At 63.9% G+C, this 26,728-nt stretch carries 25 protein-coding genes and 2 tRNA genes; 7 read left to right on the forward strand and 20 right to left on the reverse strand.

The features are described 5' to 3' along the window. Positions 1 to 58: 58 nt before the first annotated feature. From P3T17_RS00115 to P3T17_RS00140, 6 genes are all read right to left on the reverse strand, one after another. The gene (locus P3T17_RS00115) at positions 59 to 862 is read right to left on the reverse strand and encodes a peptidase C39 (RefSeq protein ID WP_429403980.1); all 804 of its coding nucleotides are present in this window, start codon (positions 860 to 862) and stop codon (positions 59 to 61) included. Positions 863 to 868: 6 nt separating this feature from the next. Then, positions 869 to 1,483 carry a C39 family peptidase gene (locus tag P3T17_RS00120; protein WP_254368888.1) on the reverse strand — a complete coding sequence of 205 codons (615 nt, stop codon included), beginning with the start codon at positions 1,481 to 1,483 and terminating at the stop codon, positions 869 to 871. A gap of 170 nt (positions 1,484 to 1,653) precedes the next feature. Beyond that, the gene (locus P3T17_RS00125) at positions 1,654 to 3,027 is read right to left on the reverse strand and encodes a hypothetical protein (protein WP_074263801.1); all 1,374 of its coding nucleotides are present in this window, start codon (positions 3,025 to 3,027) and stop codon (positions 1,654 to 1,656) included. Positions 3,028 to 3,056: 29 nt separating this feature from the next. Further along, complete coding sequence (locus P3T17_RS00130) at positions 3,057 to 3,710, reverse strand: hypothetical protein (protein WP_429403982.1); 654 nt, start codon at positions 3,708 to 3,710, stop codon at positions 3,057 to 3,059. Next, positions 3,707 to 4,219: a hypothetical protein gene (locus tag P3T17_RS00135; RefSeq protein ID WP_083611365.1), complete on the reverse strand. Its 513-nt coding sequence runs from the start codon at positions 4,217 to 4,219 to the stop codon at positions 3,707 to 3,709. The genes P3T17_RS00130 and P3T17_RS00135 overlap by 4 nt, the downstream gene beginning before the upstream one ends. Positions 4,220 to 4,260: 41 nt before the next feature. Further along, entirely contained in the window at positions 4,261 to 4,806 is a 546-nt protein-coding gene (locus P3T17_RS00140; RefSeq protein ID WP_429403984.1) for a hypothetical protein, read from the reverse strand. A 536-nt stretch (positions 4,807 to 5,342) separates the two neighbouring features. Between P3T17_RS00140 and P3T17_RS00145 the strand changes: the two genes are divergently transcribed. Continuing rightward, positions 5,343 to 6,734, forward strand: a complete 1,392-nt coding sequence (locus P3T17_RS00145; protein WP_074263803.1) for a sigma-54 dependent transcriptional regulator — start codon at positions 5,343 to 5,345, stop codon at positions 6,732 to 6,734. A 122-nt stretch (positions 6,735 to 6,856) separates the two neighbouring features. After that, positions 6,857 to 7,828, forward strand: coding sequence for a thymidylate synthase (locus P3T17_RS00150; protein ID WP_429403986.1), 972 nt, complete (start codon positions 6,857 to 6,859; stop codon positions 7,826 to 7,828). 189 nt (positions 7,829 to 8,017) lie between these two features. Here the strand turns inward: P3T17_RS00150 and P3T17_RS00155 are convergent, their stop codons facing one another. Both P3T17_RS00155 and P3T17_RS00160 read right to left on the reverse strand, forming a co-directional pair. Beyond that, on the reverse strand, positions 8,018 to 10,723 hold the full coding sequence (locus P3T17_RS00155; RefSeq protein WP_429403988.1) for a DUF6600 domain-containing protein: 2,706 nt from the start codon (positions 10,721 to 10,723) through the stop codon (positions 8,018 to 8,020). Positions 10,724 to 10,900: 177 nt separating this feature from the next. Beyond that, a complete protein-coding gene (locus P3T17_RS00160; RefSeq protein WP_429403990.1) occupies positions 10,901 to 11,614 on the reverse strand; it encodes an ArsR/SmtB family transcription factor in 714 nt (237 codons plus the stop codon). A 189-nt stretch (positions 11,615 to 11,803) separates the two neighbouring features. On the opposite strand from P3T17_RS00160, the gene P3T17_RS00165 reads away from it, so the two are divergent. Beyond that, the gene (locus P3T17_RS00165) at positions 11,804 to 11,944 is read left to right on the forward strand and encodes a hypothetical protein (protein WP_167379375.1); all 141 of its coding nucleotides are present in this window, start codon (positions 11,804 to 11,806) and stop codon (positions 11,942 to 11,944) included. Positions 11,945 to 12,173: 229 nt separating this feature from the next. Beyond that, positions 12,174 to 12,680, forward strand: coding sequence for an acyl-CoA thioesterase (locus tag P3T17_RS00170; RefSeq protein WP_074263806.1), 507 nt, complete (start codon positions 12,174 to 12,176; stop codon positions 12,678 to 12,680). Positions 12,681 to 12,822: 142 nt separating this feature from the next. On the opposite strand, the gene fumC is transcribed toward P3T17_RS00170, so the two are convergent. The 5 genes from fumC to P3T17_RS00195 form a co-directional block, all read right to left on the reverse strand. Beyond that, positions 12,823 to 14,223: a class II fumarate hydratase gene (gene fumC / locus P3T17_RS00175; protein WP_429403992.1), complete on the reverse strand. Its 1,401-nt coding sequence runs from the start codon at positions 14,221 to 14,223 to the stop codon at positions 12,823 to 12,825. An 88-nt stretch (positions 14,224 to 14,311) separates the two neighbouring features. Next, the gene (locus P3T17_RS00180; RefSeq protein ID WP_429403994.1) at positions 14,312 to 15,916 is read right to left on the reverse strand and encodes a phospholipase D family protein; all 1,605 of its coding nucleotides are present in this window, start codon (positions 15,914 to 15,916) and stop codon (positions 14,312 to 14,314) included. A gap of 409 nt (positions 15,917 to 16,325) precedes the next feature. Then, complete coding sequence (gene panS, locus P3T17_RS00185) at positions 16,326 to 17,285, reverse strand: ketopantoate/pantoate/pantothenate transporter PanS (RefSeq protein ID WP_429403995.1); 960 nt, start codon at positions 17,283 to 17,285, stop codon at positions 16,326 to 16,328. Positions 17,286 to 17,462: 177 nt separating this feature from the next. Further along, the gene (locus tag P3T17_RS00190) at positions 17,463 to 18,863 is read right to left on the reverse strand and encodes an MATE family efflux transporter (RefSeq protein ID WP_429403997.1); all 1,401 of its coding nucleotides are present in this window, start codon (positions 18,861 to 18,863) and stop codon (positions 17,463 to 17,465) included. Positions 18,864 to 19,013: 150 nt separating this feature from the next. Next, entirely contained in the window at positions 19,014 to 19,232 is a 219-nt protein-coding gene (locus tag P3T17_RS00195; RefSeq protein WP_429405431.1) for an RNA-binding S4 domain-containing protein, read from the reverse strand. 307 nt (positions 19,233 to 19,539) lie between these two features. On the opposite strand from P3T17_RS00195, the gene P3T17_RS00200 reads away from it, so the two are divergent. From P3T17_RS00200 to P3T17_RS00210, 3 genes are all read left to right on the forward strand, one after another. Further along, positions 19,540 to 19,989 (forward strand): hypothetical protein, encoded by a 450-nt coding sequence (locus tag P3T17_RS00200; protein ID WP_429288146.1) that lies wholly within the window; start codon positions 19,540 to 19,542, stop codon positions 19,987 to 19,989. Positions 19,990 to 20,109: 120 nt separating this feature from the next. Continuing rightward, entirely contained in the window at positions 20,110 to 20,361 is a 252-nt protein-coding gene (locus P3T17_RS00205) for a hypothetical protein (RefSeq protein ID WP_429403998.1), read from the forward strand. A 135-nt stretch (positions 20,362 to 20,496) separates the two neighbouring features. After that, a complete protein-coding gene (locus tag P3T17_RS00210) occupies positions 20,497 to 22,608 on the forward strand; it encodes an ATP-dependent helicase (RefSeq protein ID WP_429404000.1) in 2,112 nt (703 codons plus the stop codon). A 32-nt stretch (positions 22,609 to 22,640) separates the two neighbouring features. Here the strand turns inward: P3T17_RS00210 and P3T17_RS00215 are convergent, their stop codons facing one another. The 7 genes from P3T17_RS00215 to P3T17_RS00245 all read right to left on the reverse strand — a co-directional run bounded on the left by P3T17_RS00215 (position 22,641) and on the right by P3T17_RS00245 (position 26,651). Continuing rightward, positions 22,641 to 23,417, reverse strand: a complete 777-nt coding sequence (locus P3T17_RS00215; RefSeq protein WP_074263813.1) for a DUF4088 family protein — start codon at positions 23,415 to 23,417, stop codon at positions 22,641 to 22,643. 276 nt (positions 23,418 to 23,693) lie between these two features. Continuing rightward, positions 23,694 to 24,017 carry an AzlD domain-containing protein gene (locus P3T17_RS00220; protein WP_429404002.1) on the reverse strand — a complete coding sequence of 108 codons (324 nt, stop codon included), beginning with the start codon at positions 24,015 to 24,017 and terminating at the stop codon, positions 23,694 to 23,696. Beyond that, a complete protein-coding gene (locus tag P3T17_RS00225) occupies positions 24,014 to 24,694 on the reverse strand; it encodes an AzlC family ABC transporter permease (RefSeq protein ID WP_429405433.1) in 681 nt (226 codons plus the stop codon). Before P3T17_RS00225 ends, P3T17_RS00220 begins: the two co-directional genes overlap by 4 nt. A 167-nt stretch (positions 24,695 to 24,861) precedes the next feature. Continuing rightward, positions 24,862 to 25,689, reverse strand: a complete 828-nt coding sequence (locus P3T17_RS00230) for a helix-turn-helix transcriptional regulator (RefSeq protein ID WP_074263816.1) — start codon at positions 25,687 to 25,689, stop codon at positions 24,862 to 24,864. A 62-nt stretch (positions 25,690 to 25,751) separates the two neighbouring features. Further along, positions 25,752 to 26,231, reverse strand: coding sequence for a CreA family protein (locus P3T17_RS00235; protein WP_429404004.1), 480 nt, complete (start codon positions 26,229 to 26,231; stop codon positions 25,752 to 25,754). Positions 26,232 to 26,440: 209 nt separating this feature from the next. Next, positions 26,441 to 26,516: transfer RNA gene (locus tag P3T17_RS00240), tRNA-Asn, on the reverse strand. 59 nt (positions 26,517 to 26,575) lie between these two features. Next, positions 26,576 to 26,651: transfer RNA gene (locus P3T17_RS00245), tRNA-Asn, on the reverse strand. Positions 26,652 to 26,728: the final 77 nt, after the last annotated feature.

Genomic DNA, 26,728 nt, shown 5'->3' on the forward strand with positions numbered 1-26,728 from the left:
TCGCGAGGCCGTTCTGATACTTCGTTTTCCTACGTTTTTATCGGGTGGCGGCCCGTTTTTATCTCCTCACTGTGTTTTGCAGTGCTTGTAGTACGCCGAGCTGGCGGAGCATCGACGCCGACATCTGTTGCGTCTGCAAATGCAGTTGCAGCGCGTTGGCGACTTGCTGGTTATTGCCTGCAATCTTGAGTAGTTGGGAGATCATGCCGGCCTGTTGTGAAGTACCCGGCGCGATGGTTTGCGTGGCGATGCCCGCCGGCGTTTGCAGTGCGATCGACATGGCGCCGTTGCCGAACGTGACGCCGGCTTTCACGGAGCCACTCGCGTTGCTCGCGGAGGCTGAGGTCTGGTTGTTAAACGTGCCGGTAGACAGGGTGCTTGCCGGCGAGTTGAAGTCGATCACCGCCTGGTTGGCGCTGTTGTTGCCGTTGCCGGCAACCTGGGTGATCTGCGAGACGCCGTTGACCGTGACGTTTTGACCGCCCGTGGCGCTCGCGTTGGGATTGGCCCCGCTGCCTGCGGAGGTGTTCGGGCCGATGACGACCGCGTTCGAGCTGACCCGGACGTTCGTCTGGTTAAGCGCGTTGGTCACGATCGAGAGTGCGCCCTGCGCGAGGGCGGTGGTGCCGTTCGGCAGATTCCACTGCGACAGCAGATTCACGACGACGCCGGAGATGACGTCGCCACCGATGCCTTTGCCGCTTTGCGAGGCGAGGACGTCGTCGTCGACGGGTTGCAGATTGACGGCGGCGGTGTCTTCAACGATAGAGAGGGCCGTCGCCTCGGCAGCCTGGGCGACGGACGCAAGACCACACGTTGCGAAACACAACGCGCAGCCGATAGTGATTAGGTTTCGTTCCATGACGAGTCAGAACAACTCTGCCTTGATCAGCCCATATTCAACAAAGGGAGTCGCTGCCGTACCGTCTTCCAGCGCACGTTCGCGCAGTTTGAGCGCGAGCGACTCGTTGCCTTGCAAGAGCGGAGAATCCTCCATAAATGGCTTGCCGACGACCGCGAATACGAGGCCGTTCCACTTCGAGACGAAGTCGCTTTCCATGACGATGCGGTTGCCCAGTGCAGGGTCGGCCACAAAGATGCGGCCGTCTTCCGCGTGCTTGACGATCACGAAGTGTTCGTAGCCGTCGCTGTTCATCAGCACGATCACGGGAATCTGCAGGTGGTAAAGCGCTTCGGGAGCAACCCGGAAGCCGCGGCCGCGCAGGCCGATCGTCTCGACGAACTTCTTCATGTCGAGCATCGAGAAGCCGTTTTTCACCACCACTTCTGGTTTCGAGAAAACCATCATGCGGCGGATCATTTCGGTCTCCGGAATGTCGATGCCGTAGCCGAACTTCAGCAATGTAGCGAGCGCAGCGGAGCCGCAGCTATAGTCGTAGCGCTGGGAGACGATGTGGTTGTAGCGGAGATCGCGGATCGAATGCACGTTCATGTCGAACGGCACACCCGCGGCGGCATACATGTTGAGCGCACTCTGGGCGTGACCCGGCTGTGACAGCCCAAGTCCGGCGAACAATGCCAGAAAGAGACAATGCGTTAGCCTGCTCACCCCGAACATGGTCATTCCCCCTGCGGAGACAGTCGGCCAGCCCGAAGGCTGACCGTTGTCTTCCTGCGTTGATGCTCTTGTTACTAGTGCGACACGCTGGCGACTGCGAGGCCGTTGTGTTGCAGGTTGCCTACCCCCGACGCGATGTTCACGCCGATGTTGCCTGTTGCGTTGGCGAGAGCGCCGGCGCCGAGCGTGGCCGAGCCGGTGAACTGGCCGTTGACCATGGCGTCTGCGGTCTGGCAGTTCTGGTCGCTGGCGATCGCTTCGCCGCCGCTGCCCCAGTGGTTGCTGGCGCTGGTCGTCGTGGCCGAAGCTGCGAGGCTGTTGTTCTGCACGTTGCCCAGACCCGATGCCACGTTCACGCCGATGTTGCCGGTTGCGTCTGCGAGCGCGCCTGCGCCGACAGAGGAGACGAAGTTGAAGTCACCTACCTTGGCCGAACCGCCCGATGCCTGCGTCGAGTAGATCTGTGCGGTGCCGAATACCGGACCCACATCCATGTTCGACAGCGCGGCGTCGTTGGACTGCGCGTTGTCGACACCGGTTGCGATGTTGACGCCGACGTTGCCGCTCGTCGTTTGCAGCGCGTTGTTGCCGATGCCAGCCGACATTTCCGTCGGTGTTTCGGTGTTGATGTGCTGGGTCACGCTGCCCGTTACCGAGATGTTGCCGGCGTTGTCGGAGTAGTTATGCGTCCAGCCATAAGCGTGGCTGCCTTCCGACACGCTGGCGGATTCCCTGCTGCCGCTGCCGCTGTAGGTCTGCGTAGCCGTGCTCATGCTGTTGGCTGCGTAGCCGCCGTAGGCGACGCCGTAGCCCGCTGCTGCGCCGGCGAAGCCGCCGCCGTAGTTGTCCGAGACGTGCGTGTTGAGCGCCGCGGCAAAACCTGCTGCCAGTCCGCCGACGATCACGCCGCCGCCACCGCCGATACCGGCGATCAGGCCGGCTGCGAGGAAGCCGTTTGCAGAAGCATGCGTGTTCGCGTAGTTGTAGCCCTGATAACCCGCTGCGATACCCGTTGCGAAGCCGCCGCCTGCAACAAAGCCGGCGCTCGACGAGGCCGTCTTCGTCTGCGTGTTGGTCTTGTTGTACTGGTAAGCACTAGCGTTGTACGACTGGCTGGCGCCCCAGCCGCTGCCGCCGCCGCTGGCGTTGTTCCAGGTATTCGACGTGTCGATGGACGTCGTCACGTGGCCGGAGGTGTAGCTTTGCGGCGGTGTCTTCATGTTCACGCCGGAGATGCTGACGTTCTGCGTGTTGTTGACGGTGGCGCCCGAGCTGCTGTTGACGTCGACGCGGCCGCGCAGCTGGATGAAGCCGAATTCGCCGATGTCGGTATAGATGTCGGTTGCGGTAAACAGCTCAGCCGGGTCGCAGCCGGCCGTGCATTCTGCGTAGGCCGAGCTGGCTGCCAACGTCGACAGAACAGCCGCTGCAATGAGAGTGCGCTTCATGATGACGCTCCGATAAAGGGTGTGGCTCGTTAGAAAAAGGTGCCCGCCGGGGGACGGAGCACAAAACTGTTTGAACTGACATTGCCTGTACCGGCTGCCTGGTTGATCTGGACAATTCCACTGACGTTCTTGAGCGCATCCGCACCGATGGATACCTCGCGCGCGTCGTGGTTTTGAGCAGAACCAACCGAACCGCCGTTTTTGGCGGTCGTAGCGGATAGCACCCCATCCGCTACGATCTCCCCTTCAACCGGAGCAGCACCGATCAAGGCGCTGTTCCGCTGAAGATTCCCTACACCCGCCGACTGATTCACTTCGATAAGGCCAGAGGTGTTTGAAAATGCGTTACTGCCGATATCGCTGCGCGCTGCCGTCGTCTTCGCATTCGCCGACGCGCTCTGCGAGCTGCTGATCAGATTGAGCGGCACCTGTCCGCCCGTAATCACGCCCTGATTGGCTTGCGCGTTGTCGAGACCCGCGGCCTCGTTGATCGCTACGACGCCTGTGGCGCCGTTCGCTACGCCGCTGCCGATCAGCGACTGCAGATCGCTCAACTGGGCCGGCACCCCTTGCGCCTGAGCGGCGCAGCTGACGCAGCCGAACAGCGCGAGGGCGACCACTGGACGCAACAGGGGCTGGCGTGACGGCAACGTGTTCATGAACGGGGTGCGCGTCGCTTTCATTTCATTGCTCCCATTGCTGCGCCGAGCGGTGCAAGCGCGCCAGTGACCGTTTGTGCAATCGAGCCGCCGATGCCGCCGATGCCGCCGAGGCTGGCGCCGGCTCCCACCGGGATGCCGCTGCCGGCAACCGTGCCGTTGCCGGCGAGCAGATGTTCGATCCCGTTGGAGCCGACCAGCGCCGGCATGAAGCTGCCACCGGTGACGCCGGAAGTGCCGTGCGCCCGGGTCAGATCGGTGTCGCTCACCATCGCGCCCATCGCCGAATCGAAGGCGCCGGTCGGGAACGTCTGGACCTGCACAGCGATCGGGTCGTCCGCCTTCGGCACTGGCACGAACGCATCGCGCGGCGTGACCGTGCTCTGGATGATCAGGTTGCCCGGAGCGTCCGCTACCTGCGCTGCGGCCGGAATCGCGGCGCCGGCCGCGAGGCCGCTCACCAGCACGCAGACGAGCGCGGTGCGGGAGTTGCCGGGGCGGTGCTGGCGGGTCATCTGGGTTGAGGCGTTCATGTCGGTTCCTTGCTGGCGGGGTGCGGACGCACGTCGCTCAACTAGTTGCGCTGATAGGTCGTGACGTTGCCCTGGGCCGAGCGGGCTACGTCGACGGGAATCGGCATCGGCGACGGCGGGGCGATTTCGTCCCACAGCGTCACGTGGTTGCCGCCGCTGGCGTTGCCATGCATCAGCTGTGGCGTCGCAGCCACCATCAGCATCCCGCCGAAACCGCCGCGTTGTTGCGACAACGCCTGATCGTCCAGCGCCAGATCATTGGCCGTGGTCGCGGCGGCCGGGATGCTCAGCGGGTCGCCTGCGAGATCGCTAACGGGTGCAGCGGTATTCGCGGTGTCGGCTGAGGGATCGGTTGCGGTAGTTGCTGAGGTAGTTGCGGTATCTGCCGTGTCGCTCACCGCGGTATCCGGGGCCGCCACCGCTGCGGGCGTCACGCTCGCGAGGGTGACGGATCCGGTATCGGGAGAACTGGCGGTGATGGGTTCCTGTGCATTGACGCCTGGGGGCAGCGCTGTGAGTAGCAGCGCGGCGCATATTGCTGCGGGCTGCTGGAAGTGGCGCAAGTCGATGCGGAAAGCGAGTCGCATGATGTGTCTCCTTGGTGCGAGACTTTTAGCGAAACATGTGCCATGAGGCTCAACCCGTTGATGCGATTGGGTGCAGGGCAGGGCGTGCAGAGCCACCAGGCAAAAAGGAGGCAAAAATGTTTCAGCCCTGAAACGGGCGGCAGGAAATACCGATAATTCGCATTTGAGGCCCGTACCCAAAGGCTCAGGGTAGATACGTAGCCAACCAGTCTGGAAACGTTTTATTCAAAATGTTCAGACTTGTGGAATGCCCGTCCAGCCTTGCTGGGCGGTAGAGGGCGCGATTAAATTCGCATATTTGTTTTCGAAGCGGCGCGCGTATAGTAAGCTCTCGAAAACAGAGTCACATTTAAAAAAAGCCTGAAGCTGGGCCGTCTCAATCACACACGCCGCTTTTCGGGGATCAGCTGTCCGCACGGAATGGAATGGCCGTTCGGTATTTGCTACGTGCGAATCCCGAGCTGAGTCAATGTGTCTGAAACAAGTTCAGGCGCGTGCCGTCATCCTTAACGTTCGTTGACGAGAGGATCTGAATAATGGAACCCGCAACGCGGCAACTGATTTACGTTTCGCGTGACCCTAGCGCGGAATTGAATACCAGGTTTCACCAACGGGGCTGGAACGTCGAAGTCGTCGGTTCGGCGCGCGACGTGCGCCGTGCCGTTCGCGCCGGAATGGCAGCGGGCGGTTTGCTTGACCTGTCGAGTCATTTCCAGCAGCACGAGATTGCTGCGTTCGAATCGTGCCTGACGATGCCGAACGTGGGCTGGGTCGCCGCAACCATGCCCGGTCAATTGCAGGACGCAGCGCTGCGCCGGCTGGTGCGCGACTACTGTTTCGATTACGTGACGGTGCCTTATTCGGGCGACAGGATTGTCGACTCGGTAGGCCACGCCTACGGCATGATCTCGCTTGGCGAACCCGCTTCAAACGATGGCACGCCGAGCGGCACGGAAGGCGAAATGGTCGGTTCGTGCGATGCCATGCTTGCGCTGTTCCGCTCCATCCGCAAGGTCGCGATGACCGATGCTCCGGTGTTTATCTCGGGTGAATCCGGTACCGGCAAGGAACTGACGGCAGTGGCGATCCATGAGCGTTCGTCGCGCCGCGGCGCGCCGTTCGTGCCGATCAACTGCGGCGCAATTCCTCCGCATCTGCTGCAGTCCGAACTGTTCGGCTATGAGCGTGGCGCCTTTACGGGGGCCAATCAACGCAAGATCGGCCGGGTCGAAGCGGCGAACGGCGGCACCCTGTTCCTCGATGAAATCGGCGATCTGCCGCTCGAAAGCCAGGCGAGCCTGCTGCGCTTTCTGCAGGAGCGCAAGGTGGAGCGCCTCGGCGGTCATGGCGCGATCGACGTCGATGTGCGCATCATCTCGGCGACTCACGTCGATATGAACGCGGCGATGATCGAAGGACGTTTCCGCTCGGACCTGTACCACCGTCTGTGCGTGCTACAAATCGACGAACCGCCGTTGCGTGCACGTGGTAAGGATATCGAACTACTTGCGCGGCACATGCTGGACCGCTTCAAAAAGGATGCAAGCCGCCGTTTGCGAGGCTTCGCGCCCGATGCGATCGCAGCGCTGCACAACTACAGCTGGCCGGGCAATGTGCGCGAACTGATCAACCGGGTGCGGCGTGCCATCGTCATGTCGGAAGGGCGCGCGATCACGGCCCGCGATCTCGAACTCGCGGAGTATGTGGAGATCGTGCCGGTGTCGCTCGCGCAGGCGCGCGAAGCGGCGGAGCGTCAGGCTATCGAACTGGCGTTGCTGCGTCACCGCGGCCGCCTTGGCGATGCGGCGCAGGAACTGGGTATCTCGCGGGTGACGCTGTACCGCCTGCTGTGCGCGCACGGGATGCGTCATATGGAAGGCGAGCCGATCGTGCCGCATGGCGAGCCGGCCTCGGTGCCGCATATCTGACCGGGCGGGACCTGAGCCGGACCTCGACGGACTTCAGCGGGACGTGAGCCGGCTTCGCTTGCTAGAATCGGGTTTTGACGTAAAAACTCCCAGGCGCCCGGCGCCGGGCCGAAGGAACCCGAATGAAACAATACCTCGACCTCGTCCGCTCGATTCTCGATACCGGCACGTGGCAGGAGAACCGCACCGGCATCCGCACCATCAGCATGCCGGGCGCGATGCTGCGCTTCGACCTCCAGCAGGGTTTCCCCGCCGTCACCACCAAAAAACTGGCGTTTAAATCGGCGATTGGCGAGCTGGTCGGGTTCCTGCGCGCTTCGCGCAGCGCCGCGGACTTTCGCGATCTCGGCTGCAAGGTGTGGGACGCGAACGCCAATCAGAATCCCCAATGGCTGGCTAATCCGTATCGTGAGGGTCCTGACGACCTGGGCGACGTCTATGGCGTGCAATGGCGCAAGTGGCCCGCATACAAGGTGCTGGACGCATCGGCGAGCGAACGGATAGCGGATGCGACCGGGCGCGGCTACCGGGTCGTCACCGAGTTCGAGGAAGACGGCGGCCGCAAGGTGCTGCTGTACAAGGCAATTGACCAGTTACGGCAGTGCCTTGACACGATCATGCAGAACCCGGCCGACCGGCGCATTCTGTTCCACGGCTGGAATCCTGCCGTGCTCGAGGAAATCGCGCTGCCGGCGTGCCATTTGCTGTACCAGTTCCTGCCCAATGCGGCGCGCCGCGAAATCTCGCTGTGCCTGTACATCCGCAGTAACGATGTGGGTCTTGGCACGCCGTTCAATCTGACCGAGGGTGCAGCCCTGCTGCATCTGGTCGGACGGTTGACGGGCTATACGCCGCGCTGGTTCACGTACTTCATCGGCGACGCGCATATCTACGAAAACCAGCTCGATATGCTGCAGCGACAACTCGCGCGCGAGCCTTATGAGAGCCCGCAACTGGCGATCGACGAGCGCGTGCCGGACTATGCTGAAACCGGGGTGTACGAACCCGAGTGGCTCGAGAAGATCGAGCCGGCGGATTTCTCGCTGGTTGGTTATCGACATCACGAGCCGTTGACCGCGCCAATGGCAGTTTGATTCTCACGTCGCACTGCTTTGGCGGCGCGCTGCGGTAATAAAAAGCCCACGCAGAAATAATCCTGCGTGGGCTTTTTGTTTTGCGGCGGCGGGACCGCGGGTTTAAAGGTGATGAATAGCGTTAGTGCGTTTACTACCGAGCGTCCGATTAATTCCGCTCGCTAGTCTGGTTCAGATCCATTCCTGTCGTTAGCCCTTGCGATGCTCCTCGTGGCCGCCGTTATTGGAATGCTGCTCGGGATGCGGCTGAGGCCGCTGAGCCTGCTGCGCCGGACGCGGTTCGGGACGCGGTTGCTGTGCCTGCTGCGGGCGAGGCTCCTGGCGCGGTGCCGGTTGTGGGCGCGGTTCCTGGCGTGGCGCCTGCTGGGCCTGTTGCGGATGATATTCCTGACGCGGTTGTGCTTGCGGCTGCGGACGAGGCTCTTCGCGCGGTGCCTGCTGGGCTTGTTGCGGGTGATATTCCTGACGAGGCTGAGCTTGCGCTTGAGGCTGCGGGCGGGGCTCTTCTCGAGGAGCCTGTTGAGCCACCGGCGGATGAAATTCCGCTGCGCGCGGCTGCGGAGCCTCCTGCGGATGATTCTCTGCGGCGCGCGCCTGCTGTTGCGGCTGCGCTTGCACACCTGCCGCCGGTGCGTGCGGTTCCCGTCCGGCCGGTTCAGGCGCGCGAGCAGCCATCGCCGGATTTTCGCCCGGATGCGGCACGCCGTGCTGCTGCTCGCCCTGCTGCACGGCGATGGCCCCCGGCTGCTGCCGGTTCGGCGCTTCGCCTTGCGGTGTGAACGGCTGACGGCCCGCCTCCTGCTGCGGTGCGCCGTGCGCCTGCGCCTGTTGGGCCTGCTGTGCCATCGGCGTATGCGGCTGCGTCCACGCGGGTTCGTGACGACCCTCGGCCGTGGCCTGTTGAGCCGTTACCGGGCCGCCTACGCCGTGCTGCCCGAAGCCGTTTGGATTGACACCGGCAGCCTGCGGCGGGCGCGGCACGCCATTGTTCGGCTGCGGACGTTCATTTGCCAACTGGGCGGGCCCCCCCGGCGTACCCGGAGCGCCGGCCCGAGCCTGCTCGGGCGCGCCGTGCGGCGCTTGTCCGCCGTTCGCTGGATTCGGACCGCCAGCAAACGGACGTGCGCTGTTCGCTGCAGGCTCACCCGGTCGCGGCGCGCCGCCCTCCGGGACGCGCGGCGCAGCACCCGCAGCCATCCGCGGCGAATTGGCCTGCACCACCCGGACGTTCTGCATGGCCGCCGCCGCGGCGGGTGCGCCGTGTGCCGCAGCGCCAGCAAAATGCGCCGGCACCGAAGTGCGCACGACCGGCGCGCCGGCGCCAGGCACCTGGCCGCCGCCTTGCGCGAAACGTTGCGCGAGCGTGTCGCGATAGGCGGCCGGTACGGCCGGGCTGCGCGTGGCTACCACCGGGCGTGCCGTCACAGCGGCGGGCGGCCGGTAGTTGGCGTTACGCATGCCGGAGCCGAAGCTCTGACGTACCGGCGCGATCCCCGGGCTGCCCGGGTTGATCTGCGCGTTGCGCCACTGCGCCGGATCGACCTTCTGCGCAAACCGGCCAGTCGGCTGACCATGCACAAAGGCAGTCGCCGGCACGGCCGTGACACCGCCCGGTGCACGGTAGTTGATGTAGGTGTTGTGGATGTTGTTGATGTTCGTCACGTTATTGATGTTCGTGACGTGCACGTGGTTGTAGTTGTTCACGCGGTTGTAGTAGCCGGGACTCCAGCCGCCTCCACGCGGATGCCAAGCCTCACCGGGACCGAGCGGGAACCATGCGACGCCCGCCGCGGCCACACCGCCGACCGCCAGACTCACGCCCCAGTCGAACGAACCGCCGCCCCCGCCGACGAAGCCGACCAGCGCCGGCGCATACACCGGCGGCGCATCGACGACGACCGGGCCGGGCACCCACGCCCACGAGTCGTCGACGTAGGCCCAACGGCCGTAGTGGTACGGCGCGAAGCCCCACGGCGCGTCGTCGACCCAGGTCCAGCCCCACGGCGCCTGCCAGACCCAATGGCCGTCGTGATAAGGCGCCCAGCCGGCCGGCACTGCATTTGGCGTCCACACCTCGCCGTACTGCGGGCTGCTGCGCCATGTGCCGTTGGCATCGAGATCCTCATAACCAGGCACGTCGCGCGAGACGTAGCGGGCCGACACCGAGCGGTCTTCTTCGGCATCGCGACTGGCGGCCCACTGATCGAAGCCGTCGAGCCCCGGCGCGCCGGTGTCCGCCACCTGCTGCAGCGCGGTACCGGCAAAGCGGATCTGCTGGCCGGCGGCGATCTGCACCTGACCGTTGTCGCCATACACAGTGGCGGCGCCGCCGCGCACGGTGACGGTCGTGCTGCTGCCGTCGGGCGCGACGTCGACACGGTAGTCGCCGGGAGCGGTGATGCCGAGCGCGAGATTCGGCGTATCGATCTCATACGTCGAGCCCGGCGCCAGTTCCCGCACGCGGGTCGACAGCGTGCCCTGCGCGACTTTCAGCTGCGCGTTGGAGTCGTCGAGATTGAGGATATCGAGGCTGGTCGAATCGCCGAGTCGCACCGCGGTCGAGCCGATGTGCATTTCCGCGCGTGCGTTCTGGTCGTCCCAAAGCTGGTCACCGGTGGTGAGCGGACGGTTGATCTGCGCGTAGGACCAGTCGGTGGCACCGGCGGGCTCGGTCGTCACGGCGCCGGAGGTGTAGTTCAGGCGGGCCACGCGGCCCGGCGGATCGGTATTGCCGGTGCTCTGAGCCGCGCCAGGCGCGTTTTCCGGAGGAGGGGCTTCCTGGGCGAGGACGGTCTGGGCTGCGAGCGTCAAGACTGCGGCTGCTATCAGCGTATAACCGCGGGTATAAACGGTGACGCGGCGCGTTGTACGTTGTTCGGTGCTGATCGTTTTCATGTTGTCTCTCTAACGGACACTCGGTGGTTGCATCCGTGAAAGAACTTTAGCGTTGTGGCATGTTTCAAGGCGTCCGCATTTGTAAGCCTCCTTACCTGCCGTGTAACAAAAAATCCTGCCGGTCCGGTTGTACCGGAAACGGCGCCTATGACCCGACCGCACCTGGTCGGGCGGCGCTCAGTTCGTCAGGAACTGGTTGAAGTGCTGGTGACCAGCCGGTGTGATCCGAAGGATGCGCGGCCGCTCGGTGCGCTCCACCCAGCCGTGCGTCGACCAGGCATCGAGTAAGGCCGCGCCGAGTGCGCCACCGAGGTGTGGGCGCCGCTCGCTCCAGTCCGGGCAGGTGCAGGCGAAACGACGCCTGCGGCTGCGCTGGCCGGTGACGTCGATACCCCAGCGGGCGAGTTGAGCCGCCCCCCTGGTGGTGGCCTCGAGCGTATTGCCGTGCAGGGTCAGGAGGTCGTGGCTCAGCATCCGCTCGAACAGTTGCACGGACAGTTCGCCCGCCATGTGGTCGTAGCAGGTGCGTGCGTAACGCATGTCGACGGGGACCGTGCGGGCCGGACGCGGCGTCATGCGCAGCGGTGCGCTCGCCTGCGCCACGTTGGCAAGCGCTTCGATGGAGGCGGCGATGTCGGGTGAGGCAATCCGGAAGTAGCGATGTCGCCCGCGTACCTCGACGGTCAGCAGACCGCCCTCGGTGAGGCGGGCAAGATGCGCGCTGGCGGCCGACGGCGAAAGACCTGCCACCATCGTCAATTCGCCGGCCGGGCGCGCACTACCGTCCATCAGCGCCCATAGCATGGCGGCGCGGCCGGGATCGGCGAGCAGCGCGCCGATCCGGCTGAGGCCTGGAAAGTGATTCTGTTCGTCGGAAAGCTGGGCAGTCATGTGAATCTCCCGGTACGGCGCAGGCGAGCGTTCGCCAACGTCTTCACTATAGCGGGAGGCTGCATTCGATGTTTCGGCCTGGCGTGAAGCGTCGAATGCAGCTTGCACTCGCCAGCCTGCCGGGGCGCTTGTGCGCGGCTTCGCCGAGCCAGGCTAGAATCAAAGCCCGACTTCGAGAAAAGCGCCGTCATGAAGCTCCTGCTTGCCATCGCCGTTACCGTGCTTTTGTGCGCCGCCTGTGCGCAGGGTGGCGCGGCATCGTCGGGCGCGGGTTCGGGCAGCATCGATATGTACGGCACGATCGATGAAGGAATTTCTTATCACAAATGAAACATCGTGTCGGCGGAGAACGCCATTTTGGCGGAAATCGACTTGACTTTGTGGCGTCCGCTGACTTCCTCCTGTAACGATCAATCCGGGGAAAATGCTGCGCCGCATCTCGCGAGCAGATCCTTTTGTCTGTGGCAAAACATAGTTACCGACCCTCGCCGCGCCACACAGTCAAAATTGCGCTCGTATAATCGGCTCCTTTAGAAACATTCGTTTGCCCGGAGTCAAGATGAGCACCCCTGTTGCTGCGCCGCTGGACCGTTCGGAAACTACCTTCCGCTTTCTCGCCGAGCCCACCTCGGTCAACTTCGGCGGCAAGGTGCACGGCGGTGCACTGATGAAATGGATCGACGAAACCGCCTACGCGTGTGCCGCGGTCTGGTCCGGACGTTATTGCGTGACGGTCAGCGTCGGCAATATCCGCTTCCGCCGGCCGATTCTCGTCGGCAATCTGGTCGAACTGCGCGCGCGCGTGGTTCACACGGGGCGCACCAGCATGCACATCCACGTATCAGTGCAGGCGGGGGATCCGAAGGGCGGCGAACTGATGCAGACCACCGATTGTCTGGTCGTGATGGTGGCGGTCAACGAGAATGGTCACCCGGTTCCGGTGCCGGCCTATCTGGCGGAAAACGAGGAGCAGAAGCGTCTGGCCAAGTACGCGCTGGACGTGAAAGAGGCGCTCGACGCGATCGTCGAACTGAAGCCGGACGAAGTGGCGCAGGGCAAGATTTAAACGGCAACGAACAAATGCGCCGTGTCGGTTCTGAAAACCGGCACGGCGCTTTTTGCATCTGTCTCGCGGTGGCCTGAGCCGGGCTTCGTTCAGCACGAAACCCGGAGCCAGTCAGGCCTGAACGCGGCCTGACCTCACGACCTCAACCCGGCGTATTGCCGACCATATCGTTCGGCTTTACCCACTCGTCGAACTGCTGTTCGGTGACAAATCCAAGCGCCAGTGCCGACGCCTTGAGCGTAGTGCCTTCCTTGTGCGCCTTCTTCGCGATCTTGGCCGCCTTGTCGTAGCCGATGTGCGGATTGAGCGCCGTCACCAGCATCAGCGATTCGTTGAGCAGCGTGTCGATGCGCTCGCGATTCGGCTCGATGCCGACCGCGCAGTTGTCGTTGAAGCTGTGCGCGCCGTCGGCGAGCAGGCGGATCGACTGCAGCACGTTGTGCGCAATCATCGGACGGAACACGTTCAGCTCGAAGTTGCCGCTCGCGCCGCCCATATTCACCGCGACGTCGTTGCCGAACACCTGGCAGCACAGCATGGTCATCGCTTCGGACTGGGTCGGATTAACCTTGCCCGGCATGATCGAGCTACCGGGCTCGTTTTCCGGAATCGACAGTTCGCCGAGACCGCAACGCGGGCCGCTCGCGAGCCAGCGCACGTCGTTGGCGATCTTCATCAGGCTGGCCGCGACGGTCTTGAGCGCACCGTGCGCGAATACCAGCGCGTCGGCGGCGGCCATCACCTCGAACTTGTTGGGCGCCGATACGAACGGCACACCGGTTAGCTTGCCGATTGCCGCGGCGACCTTGTCGGCGAACTGCGGATGCGTGTTCAGGCCGGTGCCGACCGCAGTGCCGCCCTGCGCGAGTTCGTAGAGATGCGGCAGCGCCGATTCGACGTGGCGAATGCCGTGGTCGAGTTGCGCCACATAACCGGAGAATTCCTGACCCAGCGTGAGCGGCGTCGCATCCTGCAAGTGGGTGCGGCCGATCTTGACGATCCCGGCGAATGCTTTCGCCTTGCCGTCGAGCGTCGCACGCAGCGTCTTCAACGCGGGCACCAGATGCTTGACGAAACCGACCGCCGCCGCCACATGCATGGCCGTCGGAAACACGTCGTTGGACGACTGGCCGCGGTTTACGTCGTCGTTCGGGTGCACCTTGCGCGCCTCGCCGCGCTCGCCGCCCAGCAGCTCGCTCGCGCGGTTGGCGATCACCTCGTTGAGGTTCATGTTGGTCTGCGTGCCGGAGCCGGTCTGCCAGACCGCCAGCGGAAATTCGTGCGGATGCTTGCCTTCGATGATTTCGTCGGCGGCCTGCATAATGGCCTTCGCTTTGCTCTCGTCGAGCACGCCGAGGCCCAGATTGACCTCGGCCGCCGCACGCTTGATGACGGCCAGCGCCGTGATCAGCTCGGGCGATTGCTTCTCCGTGGAGATGCGGAAATTCTGCAGCGAGCGTTGGGTTTGCGCGCCCCATAGCTGCGCGTTCGGCACGGCAATCTCGCCGAACGTGTCGCGCTCCATTCGTACGTCTTCGGTCATGGTTCAACTCCGCTTTAACTGAAAAGCCCAATTAGCTGGATAACTGCATGGTTCGGATGCCCTGCGCGCCCGCGCTGCAAGGCGTGCATCAAAGCTGACCCTGGACTGGCAATAACAAGAATAGACCCGTCATCACATTCCGGTACAAACCTGCTTGCGGGTCCGAGGTGTAGGTGTGCCGCTGGCCGTTCTCCTCGTCAGTCCATTCGAGTTGCGACTGCGGCGAACCAATGTAGCTCACTCCGGCAAGTTCTGCCTTCGAGGCGAGCGTGACCCGATAGCTGACCGCCGGCGCGGTCGCACGGTCGAACAGCGCGGCGACCTGGCCCGCCAGCACCGGACTGTGGATGAAGAGCGCCAGTTCGGTGTTCAGATTCGCCGAGCGCGGATCGAGGTTCATCGAGCCGATCACCAGAATCTGGCGATCGAGCACGTAGGTTTTCGCGTGCAGGCTGGCGCGTGACCGCGAGCCTGCCACTGACGTCCCCGTGCTTTGCTGGTCAGGCTTGAATTCGTACAGTTCGACGCCGTGCTGCAGTAGCGGCACTCGGTAGGGGCTGTAGCCGGCTTGCACAGCCACCGCATCGGTGGCGGCGAGCGAATTGGTCAGGACCGCGACCCGTATGCCGCGCTGCGTGAGTTGCGCGAGTGCATCCACCCCGGCATCGTGCGGTACGAAGTACGGCGATACAACCAGAAACTCTTTCTGGGCTTCCTTCATCAGATCGGCGAGACGTTGCATGGGTGGGCTGACGTAGTCGGGCGACGGCTGATCGATCTTGCCCGGCGTATCGGCCTTGAATTCCGCTGGCGCCCACGTGAGGTCGAGTTGGTCCGCGGCGATCTGCGTTGCGAGCGGTGTCGCATTCAGCGGTTTCGCGTTGTAGGGATCGGCGTTGGTGCGCCAGTGCGCGCGCAATGCATCGCGTGTCGCGTCGAGTTCCTGCGGCGAGAAGTTCTGGTGATTCAGCGCCTTCAGCGGATAGGCGCCGGAGCTGTTCCAGTACTCGTCGAAGCTGGCCGACACGTCGGCGGTGATCGGACCTGCCGCGAGCACGTCGAGATCGCGGAACTGCAGCGTGGTGCTCGCGCTGAAATACTCGTCGCCGAGATTGCGGCCGCCAACGATCGCCAACTGGTTGTCCGCGATCATCGCCTTGTTGTGCATGCGGCGCGTGAACTGGTCGATCTTCGTGAGCAGGTTGGTGGTGCGCTCAAACACGCTGCGATGACTGCTGCCAAACGGATTGAAGACCCGCACCTCGATGTTGGGATGCGAATTCAGTCCGGCCATTATGTCGTCGATGTCCTTGAAATTCAGATCGTCGACGAGCATGCGCACGCGCACGCCGTGGTCGGCGGCGTAGAGCGCGGCGCCGAGGAGCAGCTTGCCGGTAGTGTCTTCGTTGGCGATGTAGTACTGCATATCGAGCGTCTTCGTCGCCGCGCGGGCGAGGGCGATACGCATCTGCAGCGCCTCGGTTCCATTCGACAGCACGCGAAAGCCGGATTCGCCAGGATGCGCGCTTTCGATGGGCGAGAGAGCGGCGCTCAGTGGTGTCGTGGTGGTGGTCGGCAGTGCGTGTGTGACGGGACGATCGAATGCGGCCGCGGGCGGCCGGCTTGCGCAGGCGGTCAAAAGTGCCGCTGCGGCGCACACTAGCAAGCAATGCTTGCCGATGCGCGTGGCCATTCGCACTGCGGTGCTCGCGAATGGTGTCGTCCTTGGTGGACGTTGACGATATTGCGACGTGATGTTGTTGTTGCTGTCGTACGCCGGCACGTTATTCCTCCGCTGGATTCGGTTCGCGCACGGCCTGAAGTGCAACGTTCAGGGCGTACACCCGATGCATCTGTGCTCTTTCGAGGAAAGCATTCTAAGGGGAATTGATCGGGCAAGCATGCGACGTCGCACTTGCGCCTGATGCTCATGAGAGCGGCTGGCGTCTCAACCCGGCAGGGATGGTGTTGCGACGTAGGGTCTGTGGTGTGATTCGTCATGCTAACGATATGCGAGTGAGTCGCACTCGTGGGCGACACCTGCGCAGCATGATTGCGAGTGTCGCTGCGCGCTCATCGATGACGAGCGCGCGGCGTTACCCTTAGCTGCGTTTCGCCTCGAACACGGACCCGCTGTCAGGATGCGTGGAACCTTTGGCCGGGCGACCTGCCCAGTATCCCGCGAGCAGCGATCCCGAGAGGTTGTGCCATACCGAGAACAGGGCACCGGGCAATGCGGCCAGCGGTGAGAAATACAGTTTGCCGAGCGTCGCGGCGAGGCCGGAATTCTGCATGCCGACTTCGATCGCCAGCGTGCGGCATACGGCTTCGTCGAATCCGAGCAAGCGGCCGCCCCAATACCCGCCGAGCAGACCGATGCCGTTATGCAGTACCACGCCGAGCATCACCACGAGACCGACCGACGCGATACTTTTCTGCGTACCGCCCACCACCGCGGAGATGATCAGCAGAATGGCAATCATCGACACCAGCGGCAGAACCGGTTCGACCTTGCGCACCAGTTTGCCGAACAGATGGTTGACGACGAGGCCTACCACGATCGGCAGTGCGACGATCTCGAGGATGCTCATCAGCATGCCGCGCACGTCGACTGCGATCGAGGCGTCGACATAAAGGCGCGTGAGCAGCGGCGTCGCGAACACGCCAACCAGCGTCGACAACGCACTGATCGTCACCGATAACGCTACATCGCCGCGCGCCAGATAGATCATGACGTTCGACGCCGTGCCGCTCGCGACACTGCCTACCAGCACCATGCCCGCCGTCAGATCGGGCGGCATGTGCAGCACTTTGGCGATGCCCCACGCGGCGAGCGGCATGACGAGATAGTGCAAGACGATGCCGGCGACGACCGGCGCGGGCCGGGTGAAGACGCGCCTGAAGTCGGCGATGGAAAGGGTCACGCCCATCGCCAGCATGATGATTGTCAGCAGGGTGGTGACGTGCGGCGCGATGGGGCTGAACGAAGCCGGCGAAAAATAGGCGGCGAGCGAGACCAGCACGGCCCACAGCGGAAAGAGACGGGTAACCCGGGCAAGCATGTCAGGAGGTCCTTGATTCTGTTTCTGGATGGCAATTCGAGCGGGCCGGCGTGCAAGGCGTCGAAGCATCGGACAGCGGATTACTGGCCGTGCGGATGGCGCATGCCAGGCGGCGCGCGTTGGATGCGTGTCCGGTGCCGTCCTTATGGGACGCGCAAGCGGGCAGTCGGGGCGCGGTCATACCGATGGTTGCGCAGCGGCCGGCACGCGTCGCAGGCTGAGCTTGTGAAAGCGCAGCGTCATGAGCAACGCGACGCTCGCGAGTCCGGCCGCGAGACCCCACCACAGGCCTCGTGCGCCAAGCCCGAAGTGAAATGCGAGCGTGTAGCCGGTCGGAAAACCGATCCCCCAGTAGCCGAACGCGGCGGCCAGCATTGGCACGCGCGTGTCCTTGAGACCGCGCAGACATCCGGAGCCGACCGTCTGCATACCGTCGACGATCTGAAAGATCGCGGCGACGCCAAGCAGCGAGCTGGCCAACGCCACGGTGGCGGCATTCGCGGGATCGTCGAGGTGTAAATACAGACCGACGATCCAGTGCGGCGCGAGGATCAGGACGAGCCCCGACAGCGACATGAATCCGACGCCCAACCCGAGCGCCACGAAGCCCGCGTGGCGAGCGGCGAGCGGCTGCCCCGCGCCGGACCAGAAGCCGACCCGCACATTGGCGGCCTGACCGATCGCGAGCGGTACCATGAACGCCACCGACGCAACGTTCAGCGCGATCTGATGCGCCGCGAGCTGCGATTCGCCGAGCACGCCGACCATGAGGCCCGTCGCCAGAAAGAGCGTGGACTCGACGCCATAGGTGATCGCCACCGGCCAGCCGATGCCGAACAGTTCGCCCATCAACGGCAATCTGGGGCGTGTCGCGGTGACGAAGTGGCGATAACGGGGGCGCAGATGCAGCCACCCCATCAGCACCAGCGCGGTGATCCACACGGTGACGGTGGTGGCTGTCGCCGAACCGAGAAAGCCGAGGCGCGGCAAACCGTTCGCCCCGTGGATCAGGCTGTAGTTCAGGAAGCCGTTCACGCAAACCCCCGCCAGCGACACCCATAACAGACGTTTGGCCGCGCCGATGGCCGGCAGGAACGAGCGCATCAGGCCGACCCCGATCAGGCTGGCAGGCGCACCCCAGCGCAGGATGGCGGCGTATTCGCCGACGTTGTGCGCGAGTAGGGCCGGTTCGCCAAAGGCAAGCAGGATCGGCGTGGCGAGCGACAGTACCGTGAAGGCGGGGACCGCCAGCAGCATCGACATCACGAAGCCGGTCCAGTAGATGTGCGGCACGCGGTCTTCGGCCTGGGCGCCGCGAGCGTGCGAGACGCTTACGCTCACCGACGTCAGCACGCCCTGCAGCAGCGTGACGACCACGAAGAACAGGTTCGCGCCAAGTCCGCCGGCGGCGAGCGCGTCGGGCCCGAGCGAGCCGAGCAGGATCGTATCGGTGACGCCCATTGCCATTTGCGACAGTTGGGCAATGGCAAGCGGGGCGGCGAGGCGGGCGGTGTCGGCGGCGTGGCGGGAAAACGTAGGCGGCGGCGCGGCCACCCGGGAGAGGCCGGATCGGGTCATAAAGCGAGGCACGGAGCAGGTCGCGTCCGTGCCGTTTCTATCGAAACCGACAGCTTAGGGGGTAGGCGAGCTGTTGTCGATCTGTAAGCACATCTTTGGTGCGGATTTTTGGCGAGCCCGCAGTCCAGCGCTGAGCCGATCCCGGCGGCGCTATGCCTCGTGCACGGCAATCCGGGTGTCGCCGAGCAAAACGACTTGTCCCGCGCGGATTTTGCAGGTTTTACGTAGCTCGACCTGGCCATCCACGGTCACTGCGCCGGAGGCAGCCATCAGTTTGGCGGAGCCGCCGCTGTCGGCAAGCCCCGTTATCTTCAGGAGATTGTGCAATTCGACATAGTCGCCGGTCAGGGTGAAATCGAGATTGGGCATGGCGATTGCGGCAAGGGTAACGGGGTTCGCATCATAAGCCAGAAGCCACATATATAGCCTCAGGTAGTCCGGCTTATGCTGGTTGAAAGCATAGGTTATGTTTTCGTTAGAAAATGAAACGGTGCGTAACAGTGACCGTTTTTCGCGAACTTCACTCGCAAAGGGCAGGTCTGTAGAAAAACCTGCTGTCTGCGTGACCTTCCGTCACTTCGACGGCAGGGCGCAGCAGACCGGACGATACGCACCGCCAGCATCTTCGGTGGGCCTGCCGCCCGAGTCCTGACAACAATTTTAGAGAGGTAAAGCTATGACCCAGATTCGTTCGCTCCTGATCGGTACCGCCCTGACTGCTTTTGCCGCTACCGGTGCGTTCGCGCAGACCAACGCGCAACCGGATGCCGGCGGCGCGGGCCAGCAAATGGCGGCGCCCGGCGCCGATACAGCGGCTCCGGCCGCGCAAGGCGTCCAGCCGCCGACCCCGGCGCCGCAGCGTCTGACGGCATCGGGCTCGACCGATCCGCTGGTGCAAAAGCGCGACGCGGATGCGCAGGCCAATGCCCAGTACAGCGCGTCGAAGAAGGCGTCGAAGGCAGAGTTGAAGCAGCAGCAGGCCGCGGCCAAGTCGCAGTACAAGCAGCAGGTCCGTGACGCCAAGATTAACAAGAAGGCCGACAAGCAGACGGCCAACAACGATATGAAGATGAACATGCAAGGCCAGACGCCGAACCAGGATGATGCTTCTGACGTCAAGCACTAAGCATGTAGCAAGGGGGCGGTGAGCCGCTCCGACGGGCCGGCGCGGCTTGCCGCGGCCGGCCCGTTCAATTTTATCGGCGGGTTGTCCGTGGCCTGTCCGTGACCCTGAGGGAGGTATTGCATGAATAAGCCCATGAACTGGATTATGGCGGCGCTGATTGCCGGCTGCGTGTCGCCGGTTGCGTTCGCGCAAACGAACGACTCGACCGCAACGCCCACGCACGCCGACAAGAAGGCTGCCAAGGAACAGGCGAAGGCCGACAAGAAGTCCGATGTCGCTCAGGCGAAGGCCGACAAGTCGAAGACGGAGGCGCAGTCTGACGCTGATAAGGCTGCGGCCGATGCGAAGGAAAAGGACGCGAAGAAGGAGTAGGGGTGGGGGGCGTCGTCTCGGTGGTTGAGGAAAAAAAGGGTGCTTGTCGGAGCTGGTTGTATGGATATACAGTATGCGGCGCCGCGCTGTTTTGCGGCCCATGCCCTGTAACCCTCTATCTGCCGCCCAGACACCGTGCTCTCCGTTGCCGAACCCGCGCCGTCCGATACTGCCGCCTGGCTGGCGAGGCTCAATGACGCGCAGCGCGAAGCCGTCGAATACGACACCGGCAACGTTACGCAGCCGACCGGCGCCTTGCTGGTCATTGCAGGCGCGGGGTCGGGCAAGACCAATACATTGGCGCACCGGGTCGCCAATCTGGTCGTCAAGGGTGTCGATCCCCGTCGAATCCTCCTGCTGACGTTTTCACGCCGGGCCGCGGTCGAAATGACCCGGCGGGTGACGCGCATCGCCGGACAGGCGCTGGGCGCGCGGGCCGCGGTTGCACAGGGTCTCACGTGGTCGGGCACGTTTCACGGCATCGGCGCCCGTCTGCTGCGCGAATATGCCGAACTGATTGGCCTCGCGCCCACCTTCACGATCAACGATCGCGAGGATTCCGCCGACCTGATGAACCTCGTGCGGCACGAACTCGGGCTCTCGGCGAAGGAACGGCGTTTTCCATCGAAGGGCACCTGCCTCGCGATCTACTCGCGCGTTGTCAACACCGGCGCGGCGTTGGCGGATGTGCTGAACGACGCGTTTCCGTGGTGCCGCGAGTGGGAGGCGGATCTGCGGCTGCTGTTTGCCACTTATGTTGAAGCCAAGCAGAAGCAGAGCGTGCTCGACTACGACGATCTGCTGCTCTACTGGTCCCTGATGGCCGAGCAACCGGCGATCGCCGCTGACCTTGCGGGCCGCTTCGATCACGTGCTGGTAGACGAGTATCAGGACACCAATCGCCTGCAGGCATCTATCCTCCTCGCGTTGAAGCCCGACGGCCGCGGCCTGACCGTGGTGGGCGACGACGCCCAATCGATCTACTCGTTTCGCGGCGCGACGGTGCGCAACATCCTCGATTTTCCGGGCCACTTCAATCCGCCCGCGAGACAGGTCACGCTTGAGCGTAACTACCGCTCGACGCAGCCGATTCTGGCGGCGTCGAACGCGGTGATCGAGCTCGCCAGCGAGCGCTTCACCAAAAATCTGTGGACGGACAAGGCATCCGCCCAGCGCCCGCACCTCGTCAGCGTGGCGGACGAGGCCGATCAGGCGCGTTACGTGGTCGAACAGGTGCTCGAGGCGCGCGAAGCCGGCATGAAGCTGAAGGCGCAAGCGGTGCTGTTTCGCGCCGCTCATCACAGCGCCGCGCTGGAGATCGAACTGACCCGGCGCAACATTCCGTTTGTGAAATTCGGCGGCCTCAAGTTTCTCGACTCGGTGCACGTGAAAGACGTGCTGGCCGTGCTGCGCTGGGCGGAAAATCCGCGTGACCGGGTGGCGGGGTTTCGCGTCACGCAGCTCTTGCCTGGTGTCGGGCCGGCGACGGCGGCGCGTGTGCTGGATGCGGTGACTGAAATTGCCCCCGGCGCTACGGCGAGCGCATTAGCGTCCTTCGCCCCACCGGCTCGCACACTGGAAGACTGGCAGCCATTCGTCGCGCTCATGTCGAGCGTATGCGGCCCGGGCTCCTCATGGCCGGCCGAGTTCGAACGGGTGCGGCGCTGGTACGAACCTCACCTTGAGCGCAATCACGAAGACGCGGCCATCCGTCATGCGGATCTGCTGCAAATGGAGAGCATCGCCGCCACCTATGCCTCGCGCGAGCGTTTCCTGACGGAGTTGACGCTCGACCCGCCCGATGCCACTAGCGACGAATCCGGCGTGCCCATGCTCGACGAGGACTATCTGATCCTGTCGACCATCCATTCGGCAAAGGGGCAAGAGTGGCGCAATGTGTTCGTGCTGAACGGGGTCGACGGCTGCATTCCGTCGGACCTCGGCACGGGCAGCGAGGCGGAGATCGACGAGGAGCGACGCCTGCTGTACGTGGCGATGACGCGTGCGAAGGAGGATCTTCACATCGTCGTGCCGCAACGCTTCTACGTGCATAACCAGACGCATCTGGGCGATCGGCACGTTTGGGCCTCGCGCACGCGTTTCATCCCGGCGCACCTGCTGCCGCTCTTCGACGCGCATGCCTGGCCGCGCGTGCCCGAGCCCGTTGCGCCGAGCGCGGCCGGACTGGCCGCGGCGGCGCAAGCGAAGCTCGAAATTGCGGCGAAGCTGAAAAAGATGTGGGACTGAGCGCGGGCGAGGTGTCTGTCACCCCGCTCCGTTTAACGTGACTGCTGCCGCGGCTGTTGTTGCTGTGGTTGCGGACGGGGCGGCGGCGTAAAGAAGGCGCGTAGCCACGCCGCGAGCCGCGAGAAAATGTCGTACGGCTCTTCGACAAAGATTTCCGGCTTCAGCAGGCGCAGATATTCCATGATCTGCTGCGCTTCCTGTTTCTGGAACGAGCCGTGGGAAATCCCCAACCGCAACAGGCCGCGTAGTTCGCCAAGCTTTTCGCGCGCGGTGCTGCCAATACTCGTCTCGCACGCCACCTTCGCCTCGTAGACCCGCTGCCGCAGCGACTCGACCAGCCGCCATGCCGGCGTTTGCATGGTCTCTTCGAGCGCCTGGATGTCCTGCGCCGCGCTCTTGATCTGCGCGGCGAGCGGATCCACCAGCGACGCATCGCCGTCCGATTCCTTGACGATCGCCGCTGCCCAGTCGTGACATTGCTTGGCCAGTTCCTCCGGGGTCCATTCGGAGCGCGAGGCGAAGCCAAACCCGAACTCTGATGCCTGCTGCATCAGGATCGCGACGACATCCGGGAATTCCTTGTCCAGCGTGCGTTTAGCCCATGCGTACTGACCGCCCTGCAACATCCGCTTCACCGCGTGTTCGGTGAGCGGCACCATGTTGTCGAGCAGTTTGGCGCGCAGAAAATCCTCAAACGACGGCGTGGCGAACTGCGGGTCGAGCTTGAGCGAGACGCGCAGAAACGCGTCAAAGTCCTTGCGCAGGTTTGCGACGGTTTCGTCTTTGAGTGAAAGGGTGATTTGACCCATGTCGTATCCCGTTTGGTCCTCCCGCGTTGCACCGCAAAAGTGTCGCCTTCTGCGAACTGCCCCCGTGACAGGGCGACGTCGATGCTCGACGCGGTTGATCTTGCTTGTTGCCGCATAACCAGCGGGAGAACTTCCCGGCGAGCGGACCTCGACTGCATAACGGCGGAATGGGGTAAAACTTGAGGGGCAGAGCTTGGGGCTGGCGCGTGCGGGCCGTCGGATGCAGCGCCGGTTGCGGCGCTGCACAAGGCTGGCGATGCAACCAGGGGGGCCGCTCTACTTGAGGACGACGCCTTGCCAGACAAAAAAGACCGCGAGTCCGACCGCAATGGTGAGCAATGGCCGGCGGGTCAGTGCGCTGACGGCCACGGCGGCGAGAGCCCCGACGAGTTGCGGATTGCGCCACGTGAGTTCGGCGTCGCCGCCGTGGGGCGAGACGGTCATGGGCACGATGATGGCAGTGAGCACCGTCACCGGCACGAAACCGAGGGCGGTCCGCACGAGCGGCGGGAACACCAGCCGCTCGCCGAGCACGAAAACGGTCGCGCGGATCGTCCACGTGATGAGCGCCATGCCGAGAATCAGGAGGGCGTAGTTCATTGTGCCGCCTCCGCCTCCGCCTCTGCCGTGCGCCGCTGGCTGCCGGGCAACGACAGCAGCACGCCGACCACGACTCCGGCGAACACCGCGCCGAGCAGGCCCAGCTTATAGGGCCACGCCTGCCAGAAGAACGCCAGCGCGCCCGCGGTGACGGCCGCGGCGAAATTACGTAGCGCGACGAGTTGGGGCACGACGATCGCGATGAAGGTGGCGGCCATGGCGAAATCGAGCCCGAGCGACTGCAGACCGGGGAACGCCGCGCCGAACAGAAGGCCGGCGAGCGTCCAGATCTGCCAGTTGAGATACATGGCGAGACCCGCGCCGAGGAAGTAGTACGGGCTGATCGAGCCCGGCGGATGGTGCCTGTAGTGCGCCCAGGCGACTGCGAAGACTTCGTCGGTGAGCACGCCGCCCAGCGCGAGGCGCCAGCGCAGCGGCAGGTTCGAGACATAGGGCGCGAGCGTGGCGCTGTATAGGACGTGCCGCAGGTTCACGACCAGGGTGGTAGCCAGCACCACCGCGAAGCTCGTATGGCCTGCGATCAGGCCCAGCGCAATAAATTGCGCCGAGCCGGCGAAAACGACGAGCGACATCAGTTGCCCGTGCCACAGGTGCAGCGGGCCGGATGTGACGAGGGTGCCGAAGATCATGCCGAACGGCGCGGCGCCGACCATCATCGGGATGATGTCGCGCGCGCCGGCGGTGAATTCAGTGCGTCTGGTATGGGTCAATCTTGCCTCCTTGGTCTGCGGAGGATAGCCGCGGCGGGGTGGGGAGGGCTTGTACGTTCTTGCTATGGTGGTTTGCTGCGGTGCTGTGACCGCTGCTTCCGCGTGCCTTGCGCTTAGCTCGCCTGCCAGCGCCCGGGCGGCACCCCAAACACGCGCCGGAAATGCCGGGTGAAGTGGCTCTGATCGGTGAACCCGCTGGCCGCGGCTACCTCGGTGACAGAGACTCCCGCGCGCAGCGGCGCCAGTGCGCGTTGCAGCCGAACCTGGTTGCGCCACGCGTGCGGCGGCAGGCCGGTGCTCTGGGCGAACAGACGCGCAGCGTGGAACGGCGACAGGCCGACGGCGCTTGCCAGTTCGCCTAGCTGGAGTGGCGTGGCGAGATCGCCGGTAAGGCGCTCTTTCATGGTCGCGACGCGGGTGTCATCGACGGCGAGCCGTGCTGGCTTTGTCTGCCCGCCGGAGTAGCGCACGAGCAGCATCGACAGGGCGTCGAGCATCGCGGCTTCGGCTGCGAGCGGATCGGCTTGCGCTTCGAGCAGACGGTGAGCGCGTGCGAGCCGTTGCGCGACTTCCACATCGCGGATCACGCCGGGTTCGAACCATGGCAATGGCTGGGGCTGACCGGCGACGTCGTCCGCGAGTTGCTGGATGAAATCCACCGGCGCGTACAGCACGCGGTAGCGCCAGCCTTCCTCCATCGCCCGCGCGCCCGTGTGCAGTTCACCGGGGTTGATGATCGGCACGCTGCCCGCCTCGGCGACGTAGTCCGCGCCCAGATACCGGTAGCATTCGGCGCCGGCGACGATCACCGGGATGGTGTACGCGTCGTGCCAGTGCGGCGAAAACTCGTGATCGTGGTATTCAGCCGTGAGCAGATCCGCGCCAGGCAAAAGCGGCGTACGCCAGTAGCGGGCGGAATCGCGGAAACGGGTCACGGTCATGATGGAAATCCAGCTCGGCCTGCCAGTTTAGCGCGAGCAGGCTGTCACCGTACAAGCAGCTTTCACTTGAGCGGAATCGTAGTGCCGGCTGGCACTGCCACCGCGCTGACGCTGTTCTTCGCGCTGCCGCTGGCGACGCGATCGCTGTAGGTCAGATACACCAGCGAGTTGCGCTTCGCATCGACGATCCGCACCACGTGCAGCGTCTTGAAGATCAGCGACATGCTCACCGAAAACACATCGGACTGCTGCTTGACAGGACCGGTGAACTTGATGGCGCCCACCTGGCGACAGGCGATCGATGCTTCGGTCGGATCTTCCGCAATGCCGAGCGTGCCCTTGATGCCGCCGGTACGGGCTCGCGACACATAGCAGGTGATGCCTTGCACGACCGGGTCATCGTAGGCTTCGACCACCACCCGGTCAGAGCCGGTCACGTGGAAATTGGTGTTGACGCTGCCCACTTCCTCGCTGTGCGCGAGAGGGGTGAGCAGAGCCGTGACAGCGAAGGCGAGCGTAACGCGCAACAAGGGTGATTTCATTGGGATACCGGAGTGATCGGGAATGATGGCAAAGCGAAAGCACCATCGTATAACGGCAACCGTGACGCGGGTGGATGCGTCTGGAAACTGCTGAAGGAGAGCGGAATGGGATGAACGCGAAGAGCGCAACGTTTATTGGGTGGCCAGTATTACCGCGACGCGCGCCGCCCAAAAACAAAAGGCCCGCAAATGCGGGCCTTCGAATCTTTTGGCTCCTCGACCTGGGCTCGAACCAGGGACCTACGGATTAACAGTCCGGCGCTCTACCGACTGAGCTATCGAGGAACAGCAGTACAACCTTTACATAAAAAAGCCCGTTTTGGTTAACGGGCCTTTGCAAATCTTGGCTCCCCGACCTGGGCTCGAACCAGGGACCTACGGATTAACAGTCCGGCGCTCTACCGACTGAGCTATCGGGGAACAACAAAAGCAGAGAAGCGAAATTGTAGGAGGTGCTCCGGAACCTGTCAAGACCCTTGGCCCATCTCGATTTCGTT

The organism is Paraburkholderia sp. GAS82 (assembly GCF_050436285.1).
Classification (GTDB): domain Bacteria; phylum Pseudomonadota; class Gammaproteobacteria; order Burkholderiales; family Burkholderiaceae; genus Paraburkholderia; species Paraburkholderia phenazinium_B.